At 40.7% G+C, this 23,072-nt stretch carries 19 protein-coding genes and 1 tRNA gene; 2 read left to right on the top strand and 18 right to left on the bottom strand.

All coding sequences use genetic code 11. The annotated features are described in order from the left end of the window. Positions 1-163: 163 nt before the first annotated feature. The 7 genes from ACQEXP_RS03400 to ACQEXP_RS03370 all read right to left on the bottom strand — a co-directional run bounded on the left by ACQEXP_RS03400 (position 164) and on the right by ACQEXP_RS03370 (position 5,984). Entirely contained in the window at positions 164-658 is a 495-nt protein-coding gene (locus ACQEXP_RS03400) for a hypothetical protein (protein ID WP_426968229.1), read from the bottom strand. Continuing rightward, positions 642-1,820 (bottom strand): PAAR domain-containing protein, encoded by a 1,179-nt coding sequence (locus ACQEXP_RS03395; RefSeq protein ID WP_426968227.1) that lies wholly within the window; start codon positions 1,818-1,820, stop codon positions 642-644. Before ACQEXP_RS03395 ends, ACQEXP_RS03400 begins: the two co-directional genes overlap by 17 nt. 286 nt (positions 1,821-2,106) lie before the next feature. Continuing rightward, on the bottom strand, positions 2,107-2,535 hold the full coding sequence (locus tag ACQEXP_RS03390) for a hypothetical protein (protein ID WP_426968226.1): 429 nt from the start codon (positions 2,533-2,535) through the stop codon (positions 2,107-2,109). After that, positions 2,528-2,713, bottom strand: coding sequence for a hypothetical protein (locus tag ACQEXP_RS03385; RefSeq protein ID WP_426968224.1), 186 nt, complete (start codon positions 2,711-2,713; stop codon positions 2,528-2,530). The genes ACQEXP_RS03390 and ACQEXP_RS03385 overlap by 8 nt, the downstream gene beginning before the upstream one ends. A 508-nt stretch (positions 2,714-3,221) precedes the next feature. Continuing rightward, positions 3,222-4,361, bottom strand: coding sequence for a hypothetical protein (locus tag ACQEXP_RS03380; RefSeq protein ID WP_426968222.1), 1,140 nt, complete (start codon positions 4,359-4,361; stop codon positions 3,222-3,224). A gap of 306 nt (positions 4,362-4,667) precedes the next feature. After that, complete coding sequence (locus ACQEXP_RS03375) at positions 4,668-5,147, bottom strand: DUF1456 family protein (protein ID WP_130267613.1); 480 nt, start codon at positions 5,145-5,147, stop codon at positions 4,668-4,670. Between the two features lie 477 nt (positions 5,148-5,624). Further along, positions 5,625-5,984, bottom strand: coding sequence for a VOC family protein (locus ACQEXP_RS03370; RefSeq protein WP_426968221.1), 360 nt, complete (start codon positions 5,982-5,984; stop codon positions 5,625-5,627). A gap of 769 nt (positions 5,985-6,753) precedes the next feature. On the opposite strand from ACQEXP_RS03370, the gene ACQEXP_RS03365 reads away from it, so the two are divergent. Further along, positions 6,754-7,722 (top strand): replication initiation protein, encoded by a 969-nt coding sequence (locus tag ACQEXP_RS03365; protein ID WP_426968220.1) that lies wholly within the window; start codon positions 6,754-6,756, stop codon positions 7,720-7,722. A gap of 355 nt (positions 7,723-8,077) precedes the next feature. Next, complete coding sequence (locus tag ACQEXP_RS03360; protein ID WP_426968218.1) at positions 8,078-8,734, top strand: hypothetical protein; 657 nt, start codon at positions 8,078-8,080, stop codon at positions 8,732-8,734. Positions 8,735-8,898: 164 nt separating this feature from the next. Here ACQEXP_RS03360 and ACQEXP_RS03355 read toward each other — a convergent pair whose 3' ends face one another. From ACQEXP_RS03355 to ACQEXP_RS03305, 11 genes are all read right to left on the bottom strand, one after another. Continuing rightward, positions 8,899-10,857, bottom strand: a complete 1,959-nt coding sequence (locus ACQEXP_RS03355; protein WP_426968216.1) for an ATP-binding protein — start codon at positions 10,855-10,857, stop codon at positions 8,899-8,901. After that, positions 10,854-12,131 (bottom strand): SIR2 family protein, encoded by a 1,278-nt coding sequence (locus tag ACQEXP_RS03350; protein ID WP_426968215.1) that lies wholly within the window; start codon positions 12,129-12,131, stop codon positions 10,854-10,856. The genes ACQEXP_RS03355 and ACQEXP_RS03350 overlap by 4 nt, the downstream gene beginning before the upstream one ends. Before the next feature lie 40 nt (positions 12,132-12,171). Then, positions 12,172-12,735, bottom strand: coding sequence for an SLATT domain-containing protein (locus ACQEXP_RS03345; RefSeq protein WP_426968213.1), 564 nt, complete (start codon positions 12,733-12,735; stop codon positions 12,172-12,174). A gap of 387 nt (positions 12,736-13,122) precedes the next feature. Beyond that, complete coding sequence (locus ACQEXP_RS03340; RefSeq protein ID WP_426968211.1) at positions 13,123-14,133, bottom strand: DUF2971 domain-containing protein; 1,011 nt, start codon at positions 14,131-14,133, stop codon at positions 13,123-13,125. A gap of 689 nt (positions 14,134-14,822) precedes the next feature. Beyond that, complete coding sequence (locus tag ACQEXP_RS03335) at positions 14,823-15,917, bottom strand: DUF2971 domain-containing protein (RefSeq protein ID WP_426968210.1); 1,095 nt, start codon at positions 15,915-15,917, stop codon at positions 14,823-14,825. A gap of 110 nt (positions 15,918-16,027) precedes the next feature. Continuing rightward, positions 16,028-16,993: a hypothetical protein gene (locus ACQEXP_RS03330; RefSeq protein WP_426968209.1), complete on the bottom strand. Its 966-nt coding sequence runs from the start codon at positions 16,991-16,993 to the stop codon at positions 16,028-16,030. A gap of 333 nt (positions 16,994-17,326) precedes the next feature. After that, positions 17,327-17,755, bottom strand: coding sequence for a hypothetical protein (locus ACQEXP_RS03325; protein WP_426968208.1), 429 nt, complete (start codon positions 17,753-17,755; stop codon positions 17,327-17,329). Positions 17,756-17,793: 38 nt separating this feature from the next. Beyond that, entirely contained in the window at positions 17,794-19,122 is a 1,329-nt protein-coding gene (locus tag ACQEXP_RS03320; RefSeq protein ID WP_426968206.1) for a tyrosine-type recombinase/integrase, read from the bottom strand. Between the two features lie 87 nt (positions 19,123-19,209). Then, positions 19,210-19,284, bottom strand: a tRNA-Gly gene (locus ACQEXP_RS03315). Positions 19,285-19,467: 183 nt separating this feature from the next. After that, entirely contained in the window at positions 19,468-20,832 is a 1,365-nt protein-coding gene (locus tag ACQEXP_RS03310; protein ID WP_426968552.1) for a transporter substrate-binding domain-containing diguanylate cyclase, read from the bottom strand. Positions 20,833-20,970: 138 nt separating this feature from the next. After that, complete coding sequence (locus tag ACQEXP_RS03305) at positions 20,971-22,971, bottom strand: HAMP domain-containing methyl-accepting chemotaxis protein (protein ID WP_426968204.1); 2,001 nt, start codon at positions 22,969-22,971, stop codon at positions 20,971-20,973. Positions 22,972-23,072 lie beyond the last annotated feature (101 nt).

The raw sequence follows: 23,072 nt of genomic DNA, 5'->3' as shown, positions 1-23,072 counted from the left end.
TAACGCTTATCAACCTCCACACGATGCCACTCGAAATCGCAAGAATTCCTAAACCGACAACTACCGAACTCGCTACTGGAACAGAAAGCGTAGCTCCAGCAACAACTCCCAGTACGTAAGCCAATATCACAACGCTTACCGCATTAACCCAAATATTATCTACCTACAATTTTTCACACTGGTTGACATCTAGCACGTAATCTCGAAGTAAGTTCTTTTTGTAGCCGATCTTTTTCGGACAAAGCTCATATCCATTATCAGGAATGATCTTGTGAAGTAAGATGACGTTAGATAAAAAAGCACCTCCACCTCCAATCACTACCAAAATTAGTACACCTTTGTAAAACTTCCGTAGTTTAATTTCCCTAGATAATTGAAAAATCCGCTTTTGCCTAACACATAAAATCACGTTATATATACTAAAAAATCCTGCAAAAGAACCGATAAGGAAGCTAGCACCAAAGAAAGCTGACATAACATATAATGGATCTCCGATTAGTTCAGGAGATGGCGCTATCACCTGTTTAATGAATAAAGTCCAGAACCCCCAAATACATAAAGAGCTAATCAAAGGCATAAGGATAGATGCCGCTATAATGAAAAATAACCTTTGGATCTTACTCATTTCATTTGCTTTTTGATCAGTCACAGAACTCATCGACAACAGCCTCTACTAGTTTGGTCTCAAAGTCAGTTAATTTATCCACTCCCCATACGATAGCACTAGACACGGCTAGAACCATCAGGCTAGCAACAACAGTAGGGGGTACAAATAACCCGCCAACTAATGCTACCCCTACAACAGCAACGGCATGAACCAAAAGCTTAGCTTCATCAACACCTAATTCTCTTAGTGTATAGTCATCGGTTAATAGATATTTAAGACCATTGATCCCTGAGCCAATAAGAAATTCGGCAGGGGCATAAGTTTTAACATAGCGGATCATGCCTTGAACAGAATCAAGAGCACCTATCCCCATTTTCACCACTTGAGCATTATCGGCACGGAAAACGCCACCATGCAGAATCGTCTGCTTGAACTTATCGTAATTATTTAGAAAGAGATACTCGACACCATCGACGTTTCTGACAATAGCGGTCACACCCAAGCCACCCAGCGCTTTGGCGGTTTCTCTGGCATTATACAACCCCGTTAGCGAGTCCTTAACAGTCTTAACATCACCATTGAAATCCCAAATCTCAAACAGTTTTTTCCATTCTTCAGGCGTAAAGATCGCGATCTCTGCTATCTGGCTGCGATAAATCACCTCTATCTGTTTTTTACCCTCTTTCGCTGTGAAGTCATAAGGGGGCCAGTACATGTTATACGGATTAACACCAGCAGTTGATGTAATTTTCTGACCAGTAACGGTCGGTTCTGTAGCACTTGCCGGAGACTGAGATGAGACAACATCAGCCGAGCGACCACCAAATGAGACACCTTGCCCAACACTTACGCCTGAGCCCATATTAATATTCACTCCCTGCCCTATATTGACGCCTGCACCCATGTTAATAGAACCGGACGTTTGAGATCCAAGACTCACTGCGTCTCCACTCGATAATACAAAGCAATTTCCACATCCGGTATCAACCGGATCGTCTTTCATCGCTATTAGCTTGCCACCAATCTGAATATTTCGCGGGCTACCCTGCATGATTGGACCCACTCCACGACAGTTTTCAGCCCCACAAGTACAGGTGGCTTGGTCTCCCACGACACTCACATCCAAATTGTTAATCTTTACGCCAGCAGTGCCTGTTAAGACTTTTCCGCCTGTACTGGTTGGCGTTCCAACGGTGACGGCATTATTAAACATGATGCTTACCAACTTGAAGAAACGTTCGACGTGCTCGCAAGCATAAGCAATTGATTTGTTATCAACAAACTCAAAAGACAAACCCTAGGCAAAAGGTCACATAATCGACAATTGAGGAAAATTCGACTATTTGCCCACTTAGCTTTTGCTAAATTAGCAAGCCATCAATAACTACAGGTATGGTAAATTTACTTTTGAAGAGATAGTGCGATGAGTAACTTCACACCAGAAAGAGTATTGGCTCAGTGCACGCCAAACAAATTACTTTTACTTTAATCGAGCAACTCTAAAACTTTTCACACAAGGAAAGATCAGTAACATAATCTCGCATTAAGTTTTTCTTGTAACCCATTTCCTTCGGACATTCGATCATGTGACTAGGGGTTATGACAAAATGATAAAGAGCAGCGTTAGCTCCGACACCGCCCACTCCAAATATGCAAAGTAAGGTGACTATAGTTTTAATGTGTAGCTCTCCACCTCTAAATAGCCTAGAAATGGTATTCAAGGGAGCAATCACCACAAGAAAACCAATTGTTGAACCGCTGACAAACGAGATGAACATAAATGGATCAGCCATTAATTTATTGACATTCTCATTAGCAAGCGGGGTTATGTAAATATAATTAGCAATCCACACTCCTCCGATAAAAGCCAGAATAGATGCGAATATTACCCACCATCCCATCAATAAGCCTTTAAGCTGTTTAGTCATCGAGTAACTCCAATACCTTATTTACAGTTTTCTTTTGAAAGTCAGTGACTTTATCAACAACCCAAACAGAAAAACTAGCTCCAACTAAAATTAATCCACCGCCAACGACTGTTGCAGCTAAAGCAGGCGCAAGAGAGGCAAAAAATAAGCTAGCTCCAGCAACGCCTAAAGCATTCACAAGCAACTTAGGTGAGCTACACCGAGGTCTTTGCGCATGTCCTCATCATTCAAAACGAACTGTAAAACGTTAATTGACGAACCGACAAGAGCCTCTACTGGAGCAGTTATTTTCACATAACGAGCTATGCCTTTGACTGAATCCAAAGTGCCTGTTAAGACTTTTCCGCCTGTACTGGTTGGCGTTCCAACGATGACGGCATTATTAAACATGATGCTTACCAACTTGAAGAAACGTTCGACGTGCTCGCAAGCATAAGCAATTGATTTGTTATCAACAAACCCAAAGGACAAACCCTAGGCAAAAGGTCACATAATCGACAATTGAGGAAAATTCGACTATTTACCCATTTAGTACCAATAAAAGGGCGGAAAAAGCCAGCCATGGAAGCTAGCTCGTTGTTGGACAGAAGCTTGTCAGTGAGTTTACTAAATTAGCAGTAGACTAATTAACCCAAGTAGGGCAAAACTGAAAATGTTAAGCATTGGGAATCCGCCTTAGTCGTTTGTTAGCTTTTGTAACCCAACGAAGATTGAACCCAATTATTTAAAACTCCGTGAGCAAACTCAAAGAATGTGTTAGCTGAAATGGGAAGATCTTCAGCAGACCAAGTAGCCCCCAAAGAGTGGCTAGCTAAACCTAACATACCTTTCTCCGAAGGCGGCATGTCTTTCTCGGTCTGATCGGGCGCACAACATAGTGGCGCTGGAAACGGCACTCCACCGTGTAAAGCGCTTGAGCGATAATCATACAGCTGAGTCAAAATTTTTCTAAAGCCCGTTTTTGACCATTTTATTTGAGCCCAATCACGAGGTCTTTCTTTAGGGGCCTCAGGTAAGTGTTCTAGGCAGAACTTTACAAATTTGCTCGTGGCACCAAGAGACTTTTCTATATGCACAGCGACCAAATTACATAGCTCATCACCGCCCTTAGCTTTCAACTCTGAATACAATTCAGGTTTACTAGCTTTAAGTTTCATGGCTGGCGTATAAAGTGCCTTGTCCCAATAATTTGCGGCAGTTTCTATCGCTGAAATAAGCATAAGCCAAGCTAATTCAGGCTCACTTTCAACCATCCACAGTGCATCTTGATACATCCTAGCACTGCGAATTAATGCGACATAGTTTTCTTCACTTAGCTCGTGTAACTGACCAAAGTTAAAAGCATTAGTAATGTTTACTGTTTTAATTGCATTGGGAACTATTGTTCTAGTCATTTTTGCTGCATAAGTAGGAGCAACTTTATCTGACGCGCGTGGGGTTCCAAAAGGGTCTGAATAGTAGCCACCGTATTCTCTTACTACTCCCCCCGCTTTTACCCTAACCCCTAATGTTAATGACATTAACGCAGCAATTTCATCTGGTGCCCATCCACCGTGATAAGACGAATTATCAGTTTCTAAATCGTAACTGCGTTCAGTACTTAAGAACCACTCTACGCGCAGCATCATTGCTTCCGCTATGTTGCAACTCCCAGTGTGACAAGGAACTAAATTCAATATGCTATATGGAACAGACTTTCCCCTAAATTCCCCTGTAATGTGGCTATCAGTGTAGAGAGGAACTTCAAAAATCGCATATGGTTTTGCTTCGTTTTCTTTCGATTTATGCAAATTCCAATACGATTGTATACCACCCGTTTTGTTCAAAACTCACTCCGATATTTATAAAGAAAGCTAACGCAATCTAGACGGCTCAAACCGCTTTTCATTCAGGCATGATGCCGTCTTTGGATTAGTAATTCAATTTACAATCATAAGCTTAACGGCTATATGTCGTCTCACATTCGCCTTCGAGCATACCAAATAACTTAGGATAATTTTTTGTAAGGAAAGACAAAAAGTAGGCGTGATTGTGAAGCCCTAATATCGGTCTTTAGCATGATAAAAGCGAGTAACCAAATAAAATGGTTCTCGCTTATTTAATCAATTACCACGTTCGATTCGAGATAAAAATTACCCAGTAAACTCTTCAGAATCGGGACGATTGGTAAACTGCACACCATTTAAGAAGTCGCACAGCAGTTGGTCTTCACACTGTTTGTAGTTTTTGTTGTTTGGTTTGCGGAAATACGCACCAATTTCGTATTTACTTAAACTAATACCAACCACTTCTAATACGTCCAACACATCTTCTGCTTTCATGTCTAGCGCGATACGCAGCTTCATGAGAATCATGTTGTTGGTCAATGTGGCTTCTGGCTTAGGTTGCTCGCCATCTTTTTTTCCTCGCTTGAGGTTAATAAAGCCATTTAAGAATACCGCTAACTCTTGATCCTTCATCTTGACGCAAGATTTGTCGCTTTCATCTTTTAACCAGTTTGCCACTTTATCGTGAGCCACAGTGACTTCGGCCTGCCCGAAAGCTTTCATTATCTGCGCGTTTTTAAGGTTTAACGCGTGTTGGATACGACGTAAAATTTCGTTGTTAGTCACTAGGGATTCCTAAAATGAGTTCTAAGGGTGAATAAAAATCCATCAATAACATGCGATCAGTGGGTGTCTTTATTCAATAGCGTAGTTGACGGTGACTCTAACAGAGAACACGTTTCTTCGGTAGGTTAAAAATAGAAATAAGACGGCCTATTCGAACTAGTTGGCTAAGTTGGTAAGACCCCACCTTCATAAACACAATGCTGATTGGAAGAAGTAGGTCAAACCACCTCACTGTTATTTATACGGTGGAAGGTTACTGGCAAAGAATGGAGCAGAATTAAGCTAGAACTATCTGTGAGAAGTGTGAGTAAAGTTCAAAGACTAGCGCCAAGTGTCTCTCATGTAATAAAAAGACAGGAACCATTAAGCTCTTATCAGACGGCAAATTGTCGTCTTTCATCCTCAGATGATGCATCCTTTATGGCGTGTGTTCTTTTTACTCGAAAACTGCCACACGTTGCGAATCTGCTTAAATTGTTATACGCGGGCTTCCGACCAAACTGCGAACTCATTACCACTTGGTTCTAAAAAATGAAAACGGCAACCGCCAGGAAACTCGAATATAGGGCGAATGATTTCACCACCACATTGAGCGACTTTCTTCAGAGTACCTTCAATGTCAGAGCTGTAGAATACTAAAAGTGCTCCACCGGTATTAGTTTGGTTGCAGCAATCAGCTTTGTAGAAACCACCGTCTAATCCCTGATCTGAAAAAGCTGTATATTCAGGTCCGTAGTCGACAAACTCCCAACCGAAAACTGAAGAGAAGAATGATTTTGTCGACTCTAAGTCTTTTGCGCCAAACTCAACATAATTAAGTTTTTCATGCTGATTCATTTTCTTGCTCCCTGTTGAACGCCTTAATATTTACGATATCTCTATATTTTTCCCACTTCATGAGAGGTTTACACAGCGACCTCAGAATCATTTGAAATAATATTCGCGCGCTAGTAGTTACTTCTTTAGGGTAGCCCAAGTTAACCCATTGAGAGGGAAAGTAAAAACGAAAATAGTAGGTAGAGTTAGGAATTCGAAAAATGTACATCGTGACACCTTGTCGTATCACTGCTAATTGGAATTGCTTAAAATTGATGTAAATCTTTGAAATTACTGAAGAATTTTGGAGCGTACTGCGGGAATCGAACCCGCGTAACACATCACACACCAAGACAATTTAACCCTAATTTACAACAACTTAGCAAAAAAACCAAAAGACAAAAAATGGTAAAATTCACCCCAAAAGACCTGTCTTTGGGTTGGATCAAATTCACTTGATACTCTTAATTTTCTCTTAAAAACTCTTTAGTCATCAAAACCAAAAAAATATACTTTCAATTCATGCACATACGTTGATTTCGTAATTATTTTAGAGAAAAACTGCCTGATTAAAGTCATTTTCTGCCAAGAAAAAACACATATTGCCCGATTAAAGTCACGTACTGCCTTATTTTAGAGAATTTCTGCCCATAAGGCGTTACTGGTAAAATTCGACTTGTCAATAACCAAATCCCCTTAATTACCGCGCTTTTTCCCGCAGATCTACATTGCAATAACTCGGACGTATCCATAAAAATATTTCTTACCCAAGCTATCTGGACTAAAGTTAATGACGAAATACCATCCAATATTCACGACAGAATCCCCACACATGCCTATAGGTCATCTTTCGACCAATATTGACTCTAGCAAAGTAACCTATTCAAACGAGTTAGCTTTTGCGATACACCATTACACTTCTCAAGAACAAAAGCTATTTGACATCGTAATATCTCAACTGCATCTATTCCCTCTCTATGATGAAGAGGTATTTCAAGTAAGCGACAATGGAGAATCGTCGTTGTCTGAATGTTCAGTCACTTTTAAGATGATTAGAGAAATTTATCGTCATAGCGATTATCGAAGTGTTTTCATACCCAACAATATAGTATGTGAATACCTAGGTTTGGGCGGAAAGATGTCTAGACTTAAAGAGATAGACAAACTAGAAGAAAAAGAAATAACACTTTGGGAAAAGTTCTTTCCGGGGGATATTGAAGAACTCCAATTTGAACATGAACAAACCCCGTCTAAAGGACTAGTAAAACCTAAGCCGTCGACAATCACTTTAAAGCCTTTTGAGAGCATTGAAAAAGGCAATGGGTACATTAAGTTTGTTATTAATTCAGACTTTGTCCCTTATGTAATAGGCGTTCATGGTTTCAAAATGTATAGCGTAGAGCTAGCCCGACGATTAAAACTAAAGCTGAGCTTAAAGCTCTTCAAGTTAGTTAACTACTACCATAACAACGGAGGATACATGAACGCAAAACACTCAAAAGCCTTTGACATAGATGAATTCATGTCGCTTCTGGGCGACTTACCAGATTCTTACCGAAAAAGGCCTACCCTATTTATTAACAAAGGTGTTAAGCCCGCTCTCGAGGAAATTGCGAAGGTGGTTGGCATAAAATACAAACTAGAAACTTCAACTCTATCTATCGGTTTTAAAGGTAGACCTTCGATTTCCTCTGTGCGGCTAGTTCCTCTTCTTATGGAAGAAACGAATCTTAGTCATACCCAAGAAGGTGTTAGCTAATCGTTTAAAAAGAGCTTTTAGGGTAGTCAAGAAGGGCTCCCCTTCTTGCCAGTGGAGTAATATAAGCGCAGCATTAGTCCTATCTGGACACTACGTAATGATCAAACCAGTCTGCATGTTTATTTGGAAAAAAAGGATATTTTTAATATCCTTTTTTAAAACACTACTCATGCTAAAAAACTGGAGCGTCATAACCAAACCTGTCAAAAACTCTTCATTAGGTGTCTCCCACCGCGAGCGCTATTTGATGGATAAGCGCCACACTAATCATCGAAATACAGAACGGCTAGTTTCAATTTTCGGTAACGCCGCCACAACAAGAAAAATTGCTCTTGAGGGTGAAGCATTTCGATTAATGCAAGTAACTAGCGGCAAAGGAGGTAGACCTCTAACAAGCTATGCAATGGAGTACTGCCTTACTCTTCCAAAGGGGTACCGTCCCTCGGCCAATCAATGGCGATTAATTGTCAAAGACTGCTGTATTGCATTAGCTAAACTATGCGATCTAAACACAGAGGAACTCAAAGCCTTTCAAAAGCAGATTAGAGCTGTACTACACCAGCAGAAGCAAGACGGTAACAGAGGCAGTGGTGATCATGTCCACCTGATTATTGGCAAAGTCGTTGGCAGCCGCGTATTAAAAGAACTTCAAAAGAAGAAGGCTACCAAAGTCATCAAGCAAACTTTTAGCCTCGCGACGTTAAAGCATGCCAACATGGATCATCGACTATATGAAGTAGTTGAAAAACAACGAGGGCGTAGACTCAGTACTTGGCAGTACCAACATCAGAACTCATTAGAAACTCTCGAGATAGAAAAACTGATTAAGCAGATCCAAACGCAGAGTGACAAGTGGACGAAAGCCAAACTAGAAGGCGATTTCAAGCAGGAGCAACGACAGTTCAACAGAATCCAAAGAAACCTAGTTCGAATTGAGAAGTACGACCTATCGTCACAGCATCGACGTAAGCTAGCCGTAGTAAGAACCACAGTTAAGAAACGTGGTTCATGACTAGTTCTGACTAGACTATACGTTAGCTTCTACGTCGCGACAGGAAACTTGCTGGTTTAAACTCAGATCTGAACAAAAGCTTGTGAGTGGATTTGCCAATTTAATGACCCGCTAATAGACTCAGGTAGGGGAAAACTACCTGAGCTAGTTTTTTACAAGTCTAATTAAAACTGAGGAAGTTGCGAGGGGAATGTTTTAAACCATTCTTCATGCACTTTACAATTCTCACTATTAGGCTCTGGAGATGCCTGTTGGATGCGTACATGTAAAGGCATTGAAACACAGTTGCCAAAGACTAACGCCTCACCCGGAACTGACTGTTTGATTTTGTTTGCAAAATCATCAGAGAAATAAGGCAGAATAGAGTAAACATAGTTCATATCAACTTCATTTTGAATACGATGAATAATGAAGTTAGAACACTGGGACAATACGGTTCCAGATAGTTCTGATGGGCGTTGTGAAGAAATCAATAGATACAGAGCGAACTTGCGTCCTTCACGAGCTATCTGCTCAAAAATGTTCTCTCTCAGAAGATACTTTGAATCCTTCTTAATGTAGCGATGAGCCTCATCCAATACTAGATGGATTGGGTTCTCACGCCTTTCAGAGCCTTTGAGCTTTTTCCTGAAAGAGAAATGCAGCCTAGAGGTCACTGAAGTTAACGTTTCAAGTGCATCTCTAGAAAGCTCACTAGTATCAATGATCACCATGTTGGTCTGTGAAGGAACGGGACATTTAGACTGCCACAGCCAATCGAGGTAATCCTCTATTTTCTTTACCCCTTCTGGGCTTCTTCGCATAAATAAGCAATTATCGTTATCAAGAAAAAAATCCAATCGAGTCATCATAGTGGATGTGTACTCTCTGATTCGACCGTTACCGCGGGCATCTTCCTCAAGTAGAGCCATATTTGCTGCTTGTTTTAGAAAGCGGTAGTCGAAAAACTCCTCACTCGTAGCCCTGCAATCCATCACTTCACGCACATAATCATCGTCTACTTTCTGACGAACGACTTGGAGAGCATTCTTTAGCTTGTCTTTATTTTCACCGAATGAAATTGTACAACTAGCTAACAAATTTTGAAGATCTCCGATAATTCCTTCTTCTCGACAAGCTTTATTTAATTCACCATCAATTTTAATAAGTTCCACAATTCCATAGATAATGCTCTTTGCAGCAGTAATAATCGCGGTTTCACTGTCACCTTGTGCATGGAGAGTCTGGAGCAGATTGCAAATCTTAAATCTCAGGTAGTTGATTAACTTTTGGCGCTCATTCCCCTCACGAGTCGATATCATGTAGAACTTATAGCTCTCCTGTAGCACCTTATCCCAGAATGGACGTTGGGTGGCGTCTGTTGCCATCAAGAAAGCACTCCACTCGTCAATGTTCATCAAGAAATGAGGTAGAAAAAAAGGTTCATAACCATCTTCGTCAGCTTCAATGTTTGGTTTAAGAAACCGGACACTTAAATTTTGACATTTTTGATGGTCTTTAAACGCATTGCGGTACTCCCCGTTAACATCAAAAATCAATATCCTAGAGCCAATAGCGGAGTAGTCTTTTTTCTTATGGATATCTTGAATTATGTGGGCAATCGTATTCGATTTACCACTACCAGAGTTTCCTAAAACAGCTGTGTGAATATTGAAAAACGAATTGATAGATATATCGATAGGGTAATTGATTAAGTTCTTGCTCTCCCCCAAGTGAAAGCTTTGATGGACTTTTTCGCACAATTCTTTATCTCTGTTAGTTTGGAGTATCAACTCCATATCTTCAAACGTTACAATACTGACTTCACTATATATAGAGGGAAATATTCCCACACCAAGATTAAAGCGCCCAGCCCTCGTAATCGTGCCGATAGGCTTCAGGAGTATTTCCCTACTGCTATCTACATCATAAGCAGCACTATCAATTTTCATGTCACTGTCAAAGATAGAAACAACTTCACAGATAAGTTGCTCACCGATCGAGTTGGTGGTTTTCAGATAACTACCAATGTTACCGAAGTAATATATAACACCTGCAAGGTTGACTGAGTTACCCCGAACTTCTGTTGAAACCTTGACTTTAAACTGGTTAAAGTTAACAGAGGTGATTGTTCCAACTCTCATTTTTTACCTCTTGCCTGCTTAAGTGATAAAATAAAATCCTCAAGTAAGTTGTTGTCACGGCTCTTATCTAAATCAGGTATCAGATTGTTAACTATGTATTCGAAGTAATGTATCTTTACAGTCTTTTCTTCCCCATCAATATTTTGAACTATTTCTCCAGAAATTTGATAGATACGCCTATCTGTAAGTTTTGTAAGGTTTTCTGAAGGGTAGTAATCTCCAAAAATTACTACGCTTAAACTTGAGTTCGATGCGAGAGCTGCATAAATAGCATTGTTAATGTGTTCGTCGCTAAAGCTGTAACCAATGACGATTAACACCCCATGCTGGAGCAGCAGCTTGTTCTGAAACTCTCGAATCAAATCAGCATAGGGTGAGCCTAAGCTCTTGTTTTGTTTTAAAGGGGTTGGGTAGATAAGAATGTTCTTTTCTGGTGCAGCTTGAGCTGGCTCAACATCGACCTCCTTGATATTGAAAAAAGAGTTATCATCAGACTCAATCCAGCTAATCGAACCATGCAGTTTGTATAGGTAAACCATGTTCTCTAATGGTTCGTACTTCTCCATGTTTGAGTCAATTTTGCGGGAGTATGTGTAAGAAAAACGTGCAGGATTGAATGTTCGAGATAAACCACTACTAAAGCCATTATTGTAGTTGACGTTCAGATAGCCAAGGGCCGTTTCACTTAACAGGTCATTGTTTGTGGTGAATACATTGACTCTGGCAAGCTCCTTGTTTCGCAGTGAGAGTTTTTGATATAGCTGTTTATACAAATTGAGGGACTTTTTTGCATGATTTGAGTAACAATCGATATTTATCGATTTATAAATCTGCGACTCAATGAGACCAATTAGGTAATCATTAATTAAATCTTCCTCTCCAATCCCTTTGAGATAAGAGCGTAACGAATAAAGAGTGCTCAGTATATTTTCAAGGTTTTTAGGTGAATTACTTTTTACAGTTTGAAAAGTATCTAACAAGTCAGAATGACTACACCCTTTTACATGTTTCTCAAAATTACTTGCCGTGACTTCACTCCTCACCGACTCTTCTACTATTTTTATCAGTGGTTCCATTGCCGGTATGGCGTCAGCACTAGCTCCTGCTCCTAAGAGAAAATGAAGGTTCTTAATGTTAGTAAGATCAGACATCTTACTTCTAATCTTTTCAAGTCCCTCCTCAATTCCGTCTGAGTCACCAAAGAGTGAGTCCTGACCTTGTTTAAAAATAAGTTGATCTTTAGCAAGCAGCTTTGTGTCTGTACTTCCACACATTATTAGGGATTCCTATGCATACTACGAGTTGGCGGCGTAATTAAATGGCGACAAAGAAAAACATTGTGATAAACAATAATGCTATCAGGACGTGAAGAACGTTTTTTGAATGAGCCTTGTTATGGGGAGTTAGTAACGAGTCCTCAGACAAGTTATTCCACTCTTTAATGATTAAGCTAACTTGAATAGATAATGCTTCATTGGGTAGACCTGCATTAATCTTTAGTTGTAGTTCTTCAATGTCTCTAGCTAAGTTGGCGTAGCGAGCGCCAGACGAACGGTGCACTTCAGCTCTTTCACCAAATCTGGCTTGGGTCACTATGCCTGATATAACTGCTGCAATGCATCCAACTAACACCACAACATGCTGCTTATTAATACCAAATAGAGTCGAGGTCAAGTCATGAGAAACAAACGAGAACACTGTGACAAATACAGTTGAATAGATAAGCAGGTAGCCAAGAGTTTGTGATAGTCCAAAGAGTTTTTCTGCTCTCTGGTAATGCCCATTGCGTGCATCTCGGCAACGATTAAGCCATGAGCTCAATACACAAATGACTTCTGGGGTAGTGAATCCACTATCGTTTTGTTTTATTTCGTTCATTAAGAAAGTAATGCTATGGAGTAAAAAGCAACATTTTACACTTTACTCAACACATTGAATATTACTTTGAACACAAAAACATATTGATCATTCAGTCCGGGTGATTTTTTCTAGGGAGAGTTTAAATGGTACGAAAGATTTTTACTCTAAGCTACTTTTGCGGAACGCTGAAATATACACATGATTGTAATCTAGTGACAGTTAGAAGGCACATATGTGACCTTTGGCTTATGACTGAGCATTCCCTTCTATAATGAAACCATTCGGTCGACCCTACTTTATAAGTAAATATATAGTGAAGTGATAAGTTACCATTTTATATTCTAGGCACCTAAATCCGGTGTGTCGTAGGCATCACCGGATTTTTTTCATTTCCCTTTCTCATGGCTATCTGCCAATTTGCCCCATTGCTTTCATATAATCGTCCAGCTTGCCAATTGTATCAATCATTCTGAATGGGTTGTTTTGAGCAGCAATTTCTTCATGAGCGTCCGTTATGCTGCACCATGGGCAGAGCGATGTGTTGACGATTAATGGTTCTGAACAGGACTCACAAGTTTGGTTTGTAGCGATAATTCGGTCATCTTCGAATATGAATACATCATTGTTTTCATTTTTCATGTAAGGCTTTGGATGGCTCTTCCCTATGTATAACTGATACCAATCAATGTTATTCTCAGCAGCTAAACCAACGCTTTCCTCAACTGATTCTTGGGGGCACTTGGGACCAACAATGATTGAAGTAACATATTCAATGGGTATAAATAGAATATTGTTGCCGTTTACATCTTCTGTAACTTTTTTCATATCTACGAAACGACACTCACGCTCATAGCTCCACTCATCATATTTCGTAAAGTATGATTCTACAAAAACAAACTCTTGAAGATCATATGAATATCTTGGCTTCAGCAGAGTCGCTGCCCTCTCAAGTATTTTTTTCAAGTTTTCATGAGGAGCATTACGATAACTAACCTCCCAAATCGGGTTTCCCTTAAAGTATTTCTGCAAACCATCCAGATCAAACTCAAGAACGAACCCTGAATGGTTGTTTGCATAGTGTGCCCACATTGGCGAAACAATAGGTGATTGAGAGAAGCATGTTGTTGGATTTTGAGGGATTCCTCCAACGATGTCCTTATAGAAAGCCAGTTGGTCAGTGGGAGTATTTAAATCCATTCCCAAAAATAGCTCGTACGGATCATTGTAGTCTTTTGGTAAAGAGCACTTTACCCCACAAAGCCCCTCTCGGTCGAAAACCAAATTAATTACATCATAACTAAAGTACTTGTATATTTTACCCACAGCTTTACTGCCTTTCTTAACTCGATTATTTTGAAGATCATTCAAGGCTTTCTTGAATTTCTTCATTTTCAACTTCTTCCCGATTCTTCCCATAGACTCAGATTTCTATAGGGGAAACTAACCGATAATTAGACTGAGTTTTCATCAAGATCCTCCTATCTTCGGTCTATTTAGGGCAATTTTCTCGCACAGCCCCCGATTAATCAACTGATTGCACTTAGACATTGCTTTGTTTGTGAGTATCATCTCTAGAACCAAAGAGGAGCTTGGGTATAGAGAAAGCTCACATAGACATCTCGTTCAAGAAAGATTGGCTGCTTTCATTGTGTTATTTGGATTAATTCGCGAAGAAAGCAGCAGAAAGATCATATCGTTAAATGAGAAATCGCTTTCAGCGTTATCCGTGTCTTCAGGGTAACTTGTAGTAGCAAGTTCATCAGCGTGTACTGTACGAGCTGTTAGTCCTTCCAAAAGGTCTTTTTCTGACAGCCGTTTTTGTAGTCTAACTAATTTCGGACTTTAAACTAACATCGGCCCTGAGACACGGAAAGGGACAATTTTGTGGTTGAAAGTACCGACTGTAAAGGTTCTAGACACACACGGTTTAGAATCACCACTCTCAACCTCACATAAGTTTTAGGAAGTACTAAGTGTTCAGAGCGATTTGAATCGCTTATTGACTACTCAGCCCCCCTCCTACCTTTATGCATCGAGTAATTTGTTTAAGAAAGGCTTTTCAAGCCCAAATAAAGTGTCAACTTCGCGATACTTGTACTTAATCGTTAACAATTGATCCCGACCTCATTCAAAACCCTTTCAAGCGCCTCACCTTCAAGTTCTTGCTTCATCACCTGACTGGAACCTGATTCGTGTATAATGCACTTCTGACCTAATTTTATTTCCACTTTTCCAGCACTAGTTAGCTTAGAATCAAAGGTTAAGAATGCAGGAGTCCTTACAGGCAAGAAGAATGAATATTTTTCAGCTAGCATTGATATTACTTTCTCTTTATAAGTCTCCGAGCAGTTAGAACCAAAGATAACCCCCTCTATTACATTAGGATCGTGATGAAAAATCTTACTTTTCTTACTCACTGGCATTTGGGACGTCGAAGAAACCCTGAGAGAACCAAAGCTTTCACTTAATAAAAGTCTCACTTCTTTCTCGTATGACCAAAATAAGCTTTTGTTAAGCAAATTGCTCTCAATAAGATTAGGCCTAGTATCAATATCCAATATATCTATCACTTTTTCCTTATCATTATAACTCACTTCTTCAAACTTGAAATTTTGAGCTTTGTTTAAAAAAATATTCGGTCGAAGATTGAGTGAGCCATTCGGAAGAACTTTATAAATTAAAACGCACCCTCGAAAACCACCTCCATAATGAGCCCACATCTTAGGGTCCAAAGGATCTTTAGAAAACGAGCAGCTATAATACCGCTTATCCCATCCTCTAATTATTTTCTCCTTGAGAAAATGCACACACATTGAACTTGCAGATTTTGAGTCAGTGTATAAGTCTCCCCTATCTGCGAGAAGGTATTGTAAAAAAATATTAACCAAGTTTTCTTTTTTAGCATCTATTGCAGAAATAAGGTTTGAACCATCATCAACCTTTGTACCCTCAAACTCATCATTTAGTGCTTGAATTAATTCTATATTCTCAATATCAACTATCCTTGCCATATTCCAACTATCATAAGGTTCACTGCTTTTTAAAATGCTTCTCCAAGCCTCTGGGCTACTTCCAAAATATGGTTTTATAATTAGGTCATGTGGATCGTTGAGTTGTTCGTTTGATGCGAAAAAAATTTCGTCATATCTAAGTGACTTTTCAAAATAAAAATCGGGCCTATAATATTTATATAACCGCATAGTTCTTTTAGTTCCCCCAAAGACGGTAGCTCTGCGCTCTGCCGCAATTTTTAAGCAATGCGGAAAGGTAGTGTAACTGCCTAGTCTTGTTAGCTTTTATTACTTAAAAGCTAACAAGCATTAGAGTTTTCATCATCATTCCAGCAGTCACTCAGCTGAGTTACCAAATCACCATATTTGTCAAAGTAATCTGATTTTATAAGACAAGAATATGAGCACTCTCCCGAAAGATTTGAAACTCTAAATATTACACCTACCAGTTCTTCGTGCTCAATTAGCACTCCATTTCTTTGGAGCTTTCCACTGATATTCGACTTTCCCTCGAACTCTATAGCCTTCAGTATTCTATCTCCATATTCGCCGAATGCGATATACCACAGTTCACCAGAAGAAAAACTGTTATGCATGTTTTGGTTGTGAACGATAACACTTGATTTCCTATAGTCTGATGGATGCTTTAGGGATGTCAGATCACAAATCAGTAATGTGGGGCCAAGCTTCAACTGAGCTGGCTTTACGTTCTGGTTTAATTTTGCAGAAATAGCCTCAATAAAGTACTTCTCTGGGTGTTCAATTGATTCTTCGGTGGTCCCGAGCGGACTAATTTCAGATTCGCCAGCAGCAACAAGTTTTCCGTCACATAACTGCTCTTCAATTGATATTTGCGCGTCAATACCGTCGTGAATAGCGGCATTGTGCTGAATACCACCCGAAGCCCAGCCAAGCACCTTAGCTTCTAGGTATAAGTCTTCGCCACCAATTGAAACTTTAAAGTCGGGCCGTGCTTCTTTTTCCTCTGGAACTTTCTCTATAGGAATACCTTTCAACATCATCTCATGAAACATTGCGTACTCGGAATAAACTTCAAATGCAGATTTCAACTTTTCTGAATACCCTACTTGATACCCCTTAAGTAGGTTCAATATCTCTTTCACTGTTTTCTCAGCAAAACGGTCACTCGCCGATGCAGCATCAATTTTTTTGCACATATCGAGTGAAAATGAAAATAAAATTCCATTGTGCCCATATCCGCTGTGTTCTTGTTTTAACTCAAGTATTCGGTCATGTAGATTCATATGTATCAGCTTCAATTCCAATTAATTACTAACAACTTAATAGATCCCAAAAACAGGTAATTAAACACATAGTTTGAGGATTTTGTCTGCATCTGACAAATGCCATTCCTTGGCATAACTGTATGTTTTTAAGAGGATATCATAGAGAGCGCCAAAACCGAGATAGAGAGCTCACGATAAAATGAAGTATTTCTACACACTTCACGATAGACATTAGAAAATCTATTAAAAACTCTCGTGATGATACTTGTGAGTTTTTTTGTAACGAGAATTTGGGCATTTTCAAGAAAGAGCCCAGTTTTGGACGAAAGTCGTTTAATAGTATAGCTCAGACTAGTTACCCCAATAGCCCAGTTCTCGATCGGGCATGCGTCCAACCACAATAGAGTCTCTGTGACGACCTTCGTTGAGAATTAACTCTTCTATCTCTTTCACTATTCTGAAAGCTAGTTGAGACGCGTTGATACTGACTTCTTCGCTTGGCTTAACTGAGGAAATATAAGTTTTTATAACTGACTCTGATCTCAAATGTGCGCGGCATCTACGAGATACTAGCGCAGCAAACTTGCTCTCGTTTATTAATGCTTCTCCATCTAGGATACCTAGCTCTAAATAAACAGCGAAAACTTTACTGATTACTGCACACTCGAGTTCAGATGCGCTGTTATGATGTGCCATTAAATAAGGGCGTAGGTACTGATTAAACGCCTCTTGCTCACTCTGCATAATAAATGATTCATATTCTCTAGTTGTATTATCCATAGGTTTATTTAAAGAATAGAAAATTTGAGACGAACACTTCAAGACCGACTGTAAAGTTGTCGGGTGATTGGAACAAAACCAAAGTCGATCTTATCTATCAAGCTCTTTAACCTCAGCAACGATAGGCGTTTTCCATATCTTCCATATGTCATGCTTTGTTTTGCGTGACCGACGATTTCACAAACCTCATTTTCAGGCAAACCTATAGCCTGAGCAGAATCAACAAACGTATGACGCAAACCGTGCAACGTCGGTCGTTGAGCACCTGTAAACCCGATAGCTTTTAATACCTTAGTAAAACGCTTACCAAACTGCTCTGACCAACACATGGTTTTGCCATACGGCCGAATATCAAACAACTTATCCTTACGAGCTCCGTAACGATGGTTCACATAACTCAAGAAACCCATATTGAGTAATTCTTTGTGTAACGGTATATGGCGAATGGACGCTTTAGTTTTAACAGTCTTGCCGTCATCTTCGTTCACGCTAATGCACCAAACACCTTCTCGTTCTTGAACATCTTCGGTACGCAACTGACAGATCTCGCCCACTCGTGCACCAGTGAACAATAGCAGATACGGGATCCAATAGTCTTCAAGCTTCTTCTGATAGTTTACTCTTGAATCATTTGTTCCGATTACACCAGCAAAGTTGTCATGTGAGAATAGCTTCACTAGCTCTTCCCTACTCCACCTTCTGCGCTGTTCACTAGGAAGCCTGACATCCTTTTTGACCCTAACATTTTCAAAGGGATTAACAGTCGCGTACTCCATTGTAATCATCCAGCTATAAAACTGCCGAATCGCTGCGAGATAGTCCCGTACAGTCTTGGCGGATAGCCCTCGACCATAAAGGCTTTTGAGAAATGCACTAGCGTGGCGAGGGGTCACAGAATCAGGGCTAACAGTTTGGTTCTCGAAAAAGTTATTGATTCTGGAGCTAAGCAGATCAACGTTTTTGGGCTTAACACCTTCAAGCTGCTTGTATTCAACGAACTCGCTTAATAACACTGAAACTGAAGGGCTTACATTAGAGGTAATGGAACGCGGCTCCATAGATACTGGTTGTATCGTGCTAATGCGGCTAGGTGCAACGTCGTCAGATTTCACAAAGCCATTTTTTACGATGGTACTGATCGTCTCTTTGAATGTAGATACGAACTCGCTAACGCTCGTCTCAGGAGCTGTCTCACCAACCAATGAACGCGCAGACTGAAGAATAACTAAAGATCTATCTATAGCAATGGAACGTACCTTGGTACGTAAAGAAAAACGCACTTCTTTAGGGTAGCCAGACTCAACCCATTGAGTGGGAAAATAAAAACGAGAATAGTAGGTACAATTACGATTTCGAAAAATGTACATCGTGACACCTTGTCGTATCAGTGCCTATTAGTATTTTCTAATATTGGATGTAAATAATTGAATTCATTGGAAAATATCGAATGAGATTGGAGCGTACTGCGGGAATCGAACCCGCATCATCAGCTTGGAAGGCTGAGGTAATAGCCATTATACGAAGTACGCTTTGCGTCGAAGACCTAGCTAATATGCCACATCTGACTGAAAAGAAAACCTTTTTTTTGGAGTTTGCGTTCAAGTGGACAGTTAAGCATCAATGTGGGTGGTTTTTCCGCGAATTCTCGCTCTGACGGCAACAAATCAGCCGCCAGATTTAGCCGTTGTTTGGGGGAATCTCATTGTGAATACTTAGGGATAGCAGATCGCGGTGACCCTATCCTTCCCTTCTAACTTTGATTGATACATCAGGTGGTCAGCGTCGGATAGCGTGATGTCACCGTTATTAGACAAATAGTGGGCACAGCCTAAACTGACTGAAACTTTGATGCTTGGGTTATCGAGGATAGATAAGTGTCTGATTCTGGCACATAGGCTTTCTGCAATATCCACGACTTTGCCAAACTCCTCACCACACATGACTATTGCAAACTCTTCCCCGCCTATACGACCAATCAAATGTTGCTCAGGGACGATATCGGCAGCGGAATGTGCCACTCTTTTAATCACTTCATCACCAGTTTGGTGACCGTAGGTATCGTTGATATTCTTAAAATCATCAATGTCAAAGATCATTACTGAAATCGCCGCTTCACTGGCAAGACGTTGCTTTAACTCTTCAACAAAGTGGCGTCGATTACTTAGCCCTGTCAGCTGATCTGTTTCAGATAGTACTTTAAGCTCTCGGTTGGCCTGCTCCAGCGCCTTAGTTTTCACTTTAACCGTAATATTCAGTGTCACGATATAGCCAAAGGTCACTAGACCAATCGCAAGTGCAGATAGCGGTATTAGGTAATCAGGATACACGGTATTGATGTACATCCAGCGATTGAAGATCTTCTGTTTATCTTCAACATCAAATGAGTTGATGCCTTGTGAGATTCGTTCTTGTAGCGCGGTATTCCCTTCAGCCACCGCCGCCCTTAACTCACCAGAATAGAGATGACGTACCCCAACAAATTTCGGGGCTTTTTGCGATGTGTGGATGTAGAAGTTAGCCACTTGTAGGTCTGCAACAAACGCATCAAGCTCACCTGCAAACGCAGATTCGATCATCAGTTTGTTGTTGGCAAAGCTAACCAAATTGAGATTTGGAAAATGCAGTTTGGTAAACTCTTCCTCATAACCGCCCGCAACGACACCGACCTTATTGTCGTGCTTAGAGAGCATGAATTCATCTAGACTAGAGCCGATATGCTCTTGACTGATAAAAAGCTGAGTATCGATAGACATAATGCCAGCGGTAAAGTCTAGGTAGCTGTCTCGTCCTTCAGACCATAGCAAGCCCGCATGCACATCTGCACGGCCATCCTTTACGGCATCGAGTGATGATTGCCAGTCCAACAAGAGAAACTCAACGTCTATATTGTTCTTCTGACCAAACTCCTGCCAATACTCAATCAATATGCCGTCAGGCTTACCTTCTTGATTAATAAAAGAGAAGGGTTTCCATGCTTTTGAGTTAGCCACCACGAGTTTTTGGGGCGAATCAGCTTGCCCCCAAGAAGTAAAACTCACTAGAACCAATACACTAATAAAAAATCGAAGCACTTCCATCCTTACCATTAAGCTTACTCTTACAACTATTAAGCTATAGACCATATATTGAGGTTAGGTATAGATAGTACTTCGATCAATTTCATCAATTATGATTATTGTTAAGTAATTCGCGCGAAATCTCACTAATTCAACAAATTAGCTTATTTTAAACTGCTCCATCTCATTGTTGAGTTCGTCCACTTGAGTCCGAACCTGACTCGATATATCAGAAGAGGAATTGGATATCTTTGCGACATCCTCAACGGATAAGATGACCTCTTCCATTAAGCTCTGTATTTCGTCAGTCGCTAACGACTGTTGCTGAGCAGAACTCAATAACTCTTTCATCTGTTGGTTAAGCACTTCAATCTGATCCGTGGTTGAGTTGAGTGTCCCATACGCAAGCTCGGTATGTTCCGCACCTTCGCGAGCTAACTCCTTACTCTTCTCAATTTCGCTGACAACGGCTCTTGTCGAAGTTTGGATCGCGTTAACGATGTTGTTGATTTCTGTGGTCGATTCTGTGGTTCGCGTAGCGAGTAATCGAACTTCGTCGGCAACCACAGCAAATCCTCGACCATATTCCCCTGCCCTTGCGGCTTCAATCGCCGCATTTAGCGCGAGCAAATTCGTTTGTTCTGCTAAACCTTCAATCACCTCAGTAACCCGGCCAATCGCTTCACTCTCTTTGCTGAGCTCATCCACCTGGTCACTCGCTTTTTCTATTGTTGTGTGCAGCAAACCTACAGTGTTTTTATTGAGATCCAGCGCTTGTGAACCACGTTCGATCTGTTGTTTCGATTGAAGCAAATTACTTACCGACTGCTCTGCTTGCATTGCGGTGTCGTTGGCAGACTGGCTCACTTCACTCACTTGCTGGCCGACTAGTGCCATCGTCGCCTTCTGACGTTCGACCTGAGACACTGTCGCTTCGTTGGCGTCGAGCAATGACTTCATACTATCGCTGACTGTGTTCGCTTTAGTCGTGACACCTTTTACTATACTGGCGAGCTCATCATTCATTCGATTGATTGAATGCATCAAACTGGCCAGTTCATCGCTACCTTCAATTGCTAGCGAGGCTTGAGATACATCACCATCAGCAATGGACTCTGCACGTTTGGACACAATCGACACACGACGACCGATGTTTTTGCCCATGAAGTGGGCAGTTGTTACCGATACGATCACGACCAGAGCAATCGAGCCAACCAGCAAACGAATCACATTCGTGACTGAGCTAAAGATCCCTTGCCCACTAGCATCAGCTTGAGCTTGCTGCTGGTTGATCACCGCTTCGAGGCTAGCATCAAGTTGTTGTACAGCAGGAACCAGTTCGTTTGCCATCTTCTGGTTTGCGATGTTCCAGTCGTTCGATTTGCGAAGATTCACTACCTGATCCGCTAAGGGAAAATAGAGCTGTTGCATCTCTTTGAACAGTGACCATAGTCCTTGGTCACTGCTTGATAGCAAATCGGTCTTAGATTCGATTTCTTCTACAGATTTGGCGTGGATTTTTAGAAATTCTTGGTACTTGTCGAGATGGTCTTGGCTACCGTATTGAAGAAAATCTCGCATTGATGAAAGCGCGTTGGCTAACGAGGTATAGCTATCTGCATAGAGCCTAAATAGACGCTTACGCTCTCCTCCCTCTTTATTCCCTGCTTCGTCATTGATTAAACCTTGCAGTTGATCGAGTGCCACCTCTGCGATAGGAGCGGCTTCAAAGATAAACAGTGAGTGAGCAGGAAGGTTTTCATCGCTATGGCTGAGTTCGGCGATTTCATTCAATGATTTGGTTACCACTGTCCATTGCGACAAGACTCTTTGGTAACTATCTGCCACTAACAGTGTTTCTAATTGGGGGATCGCTTCATCAACCTTGAGCACCGCTTGGGCTAAGTTGTCTCTCTGCTCAGCCCCCGTCATTTCATCTCCTCCAAGCAGCATGTACGCTCGCAGAGAAGATACTGTGGCTTGAATAGATTGCTGAATTGAACGACCGGCATCTACGGTCGGCAGATCACTCTCTAGCAGTGAACGAGTCTGCGTATCGACGGTATTAATGCTGCGGAAGATTAAAAATGCGGAAACGATAAAAAGTACTGCAAGTGACAGAAAACTTAGCTGTAACTTCCCTGATATCGTGAGTTTCATCCATTAACTCCTATAGTAAGTTCAATGCTTACTATAGCGTCTTGCTCAATGTTGTTAAATAAATGTGTATCAATAAATTAAACTTTTGTATGAGGCGGTCG

It is taken from the genome of Vibrio sp. TRT 1302 (assembly GCF_050113875.1).
In the GTDB taxonomy this organism is placed as follows: domain Bacteria; phylum Pseudomonadota; class Gammaproteobacteria; order Enterobacterales; family Vibrionaceae; genus Vibrio.
The sequence above is the reverse complement of the archived record's forward strand: the minus strand, read 5'-3'. Positions and strand labels throughout refer to the sequence as shown.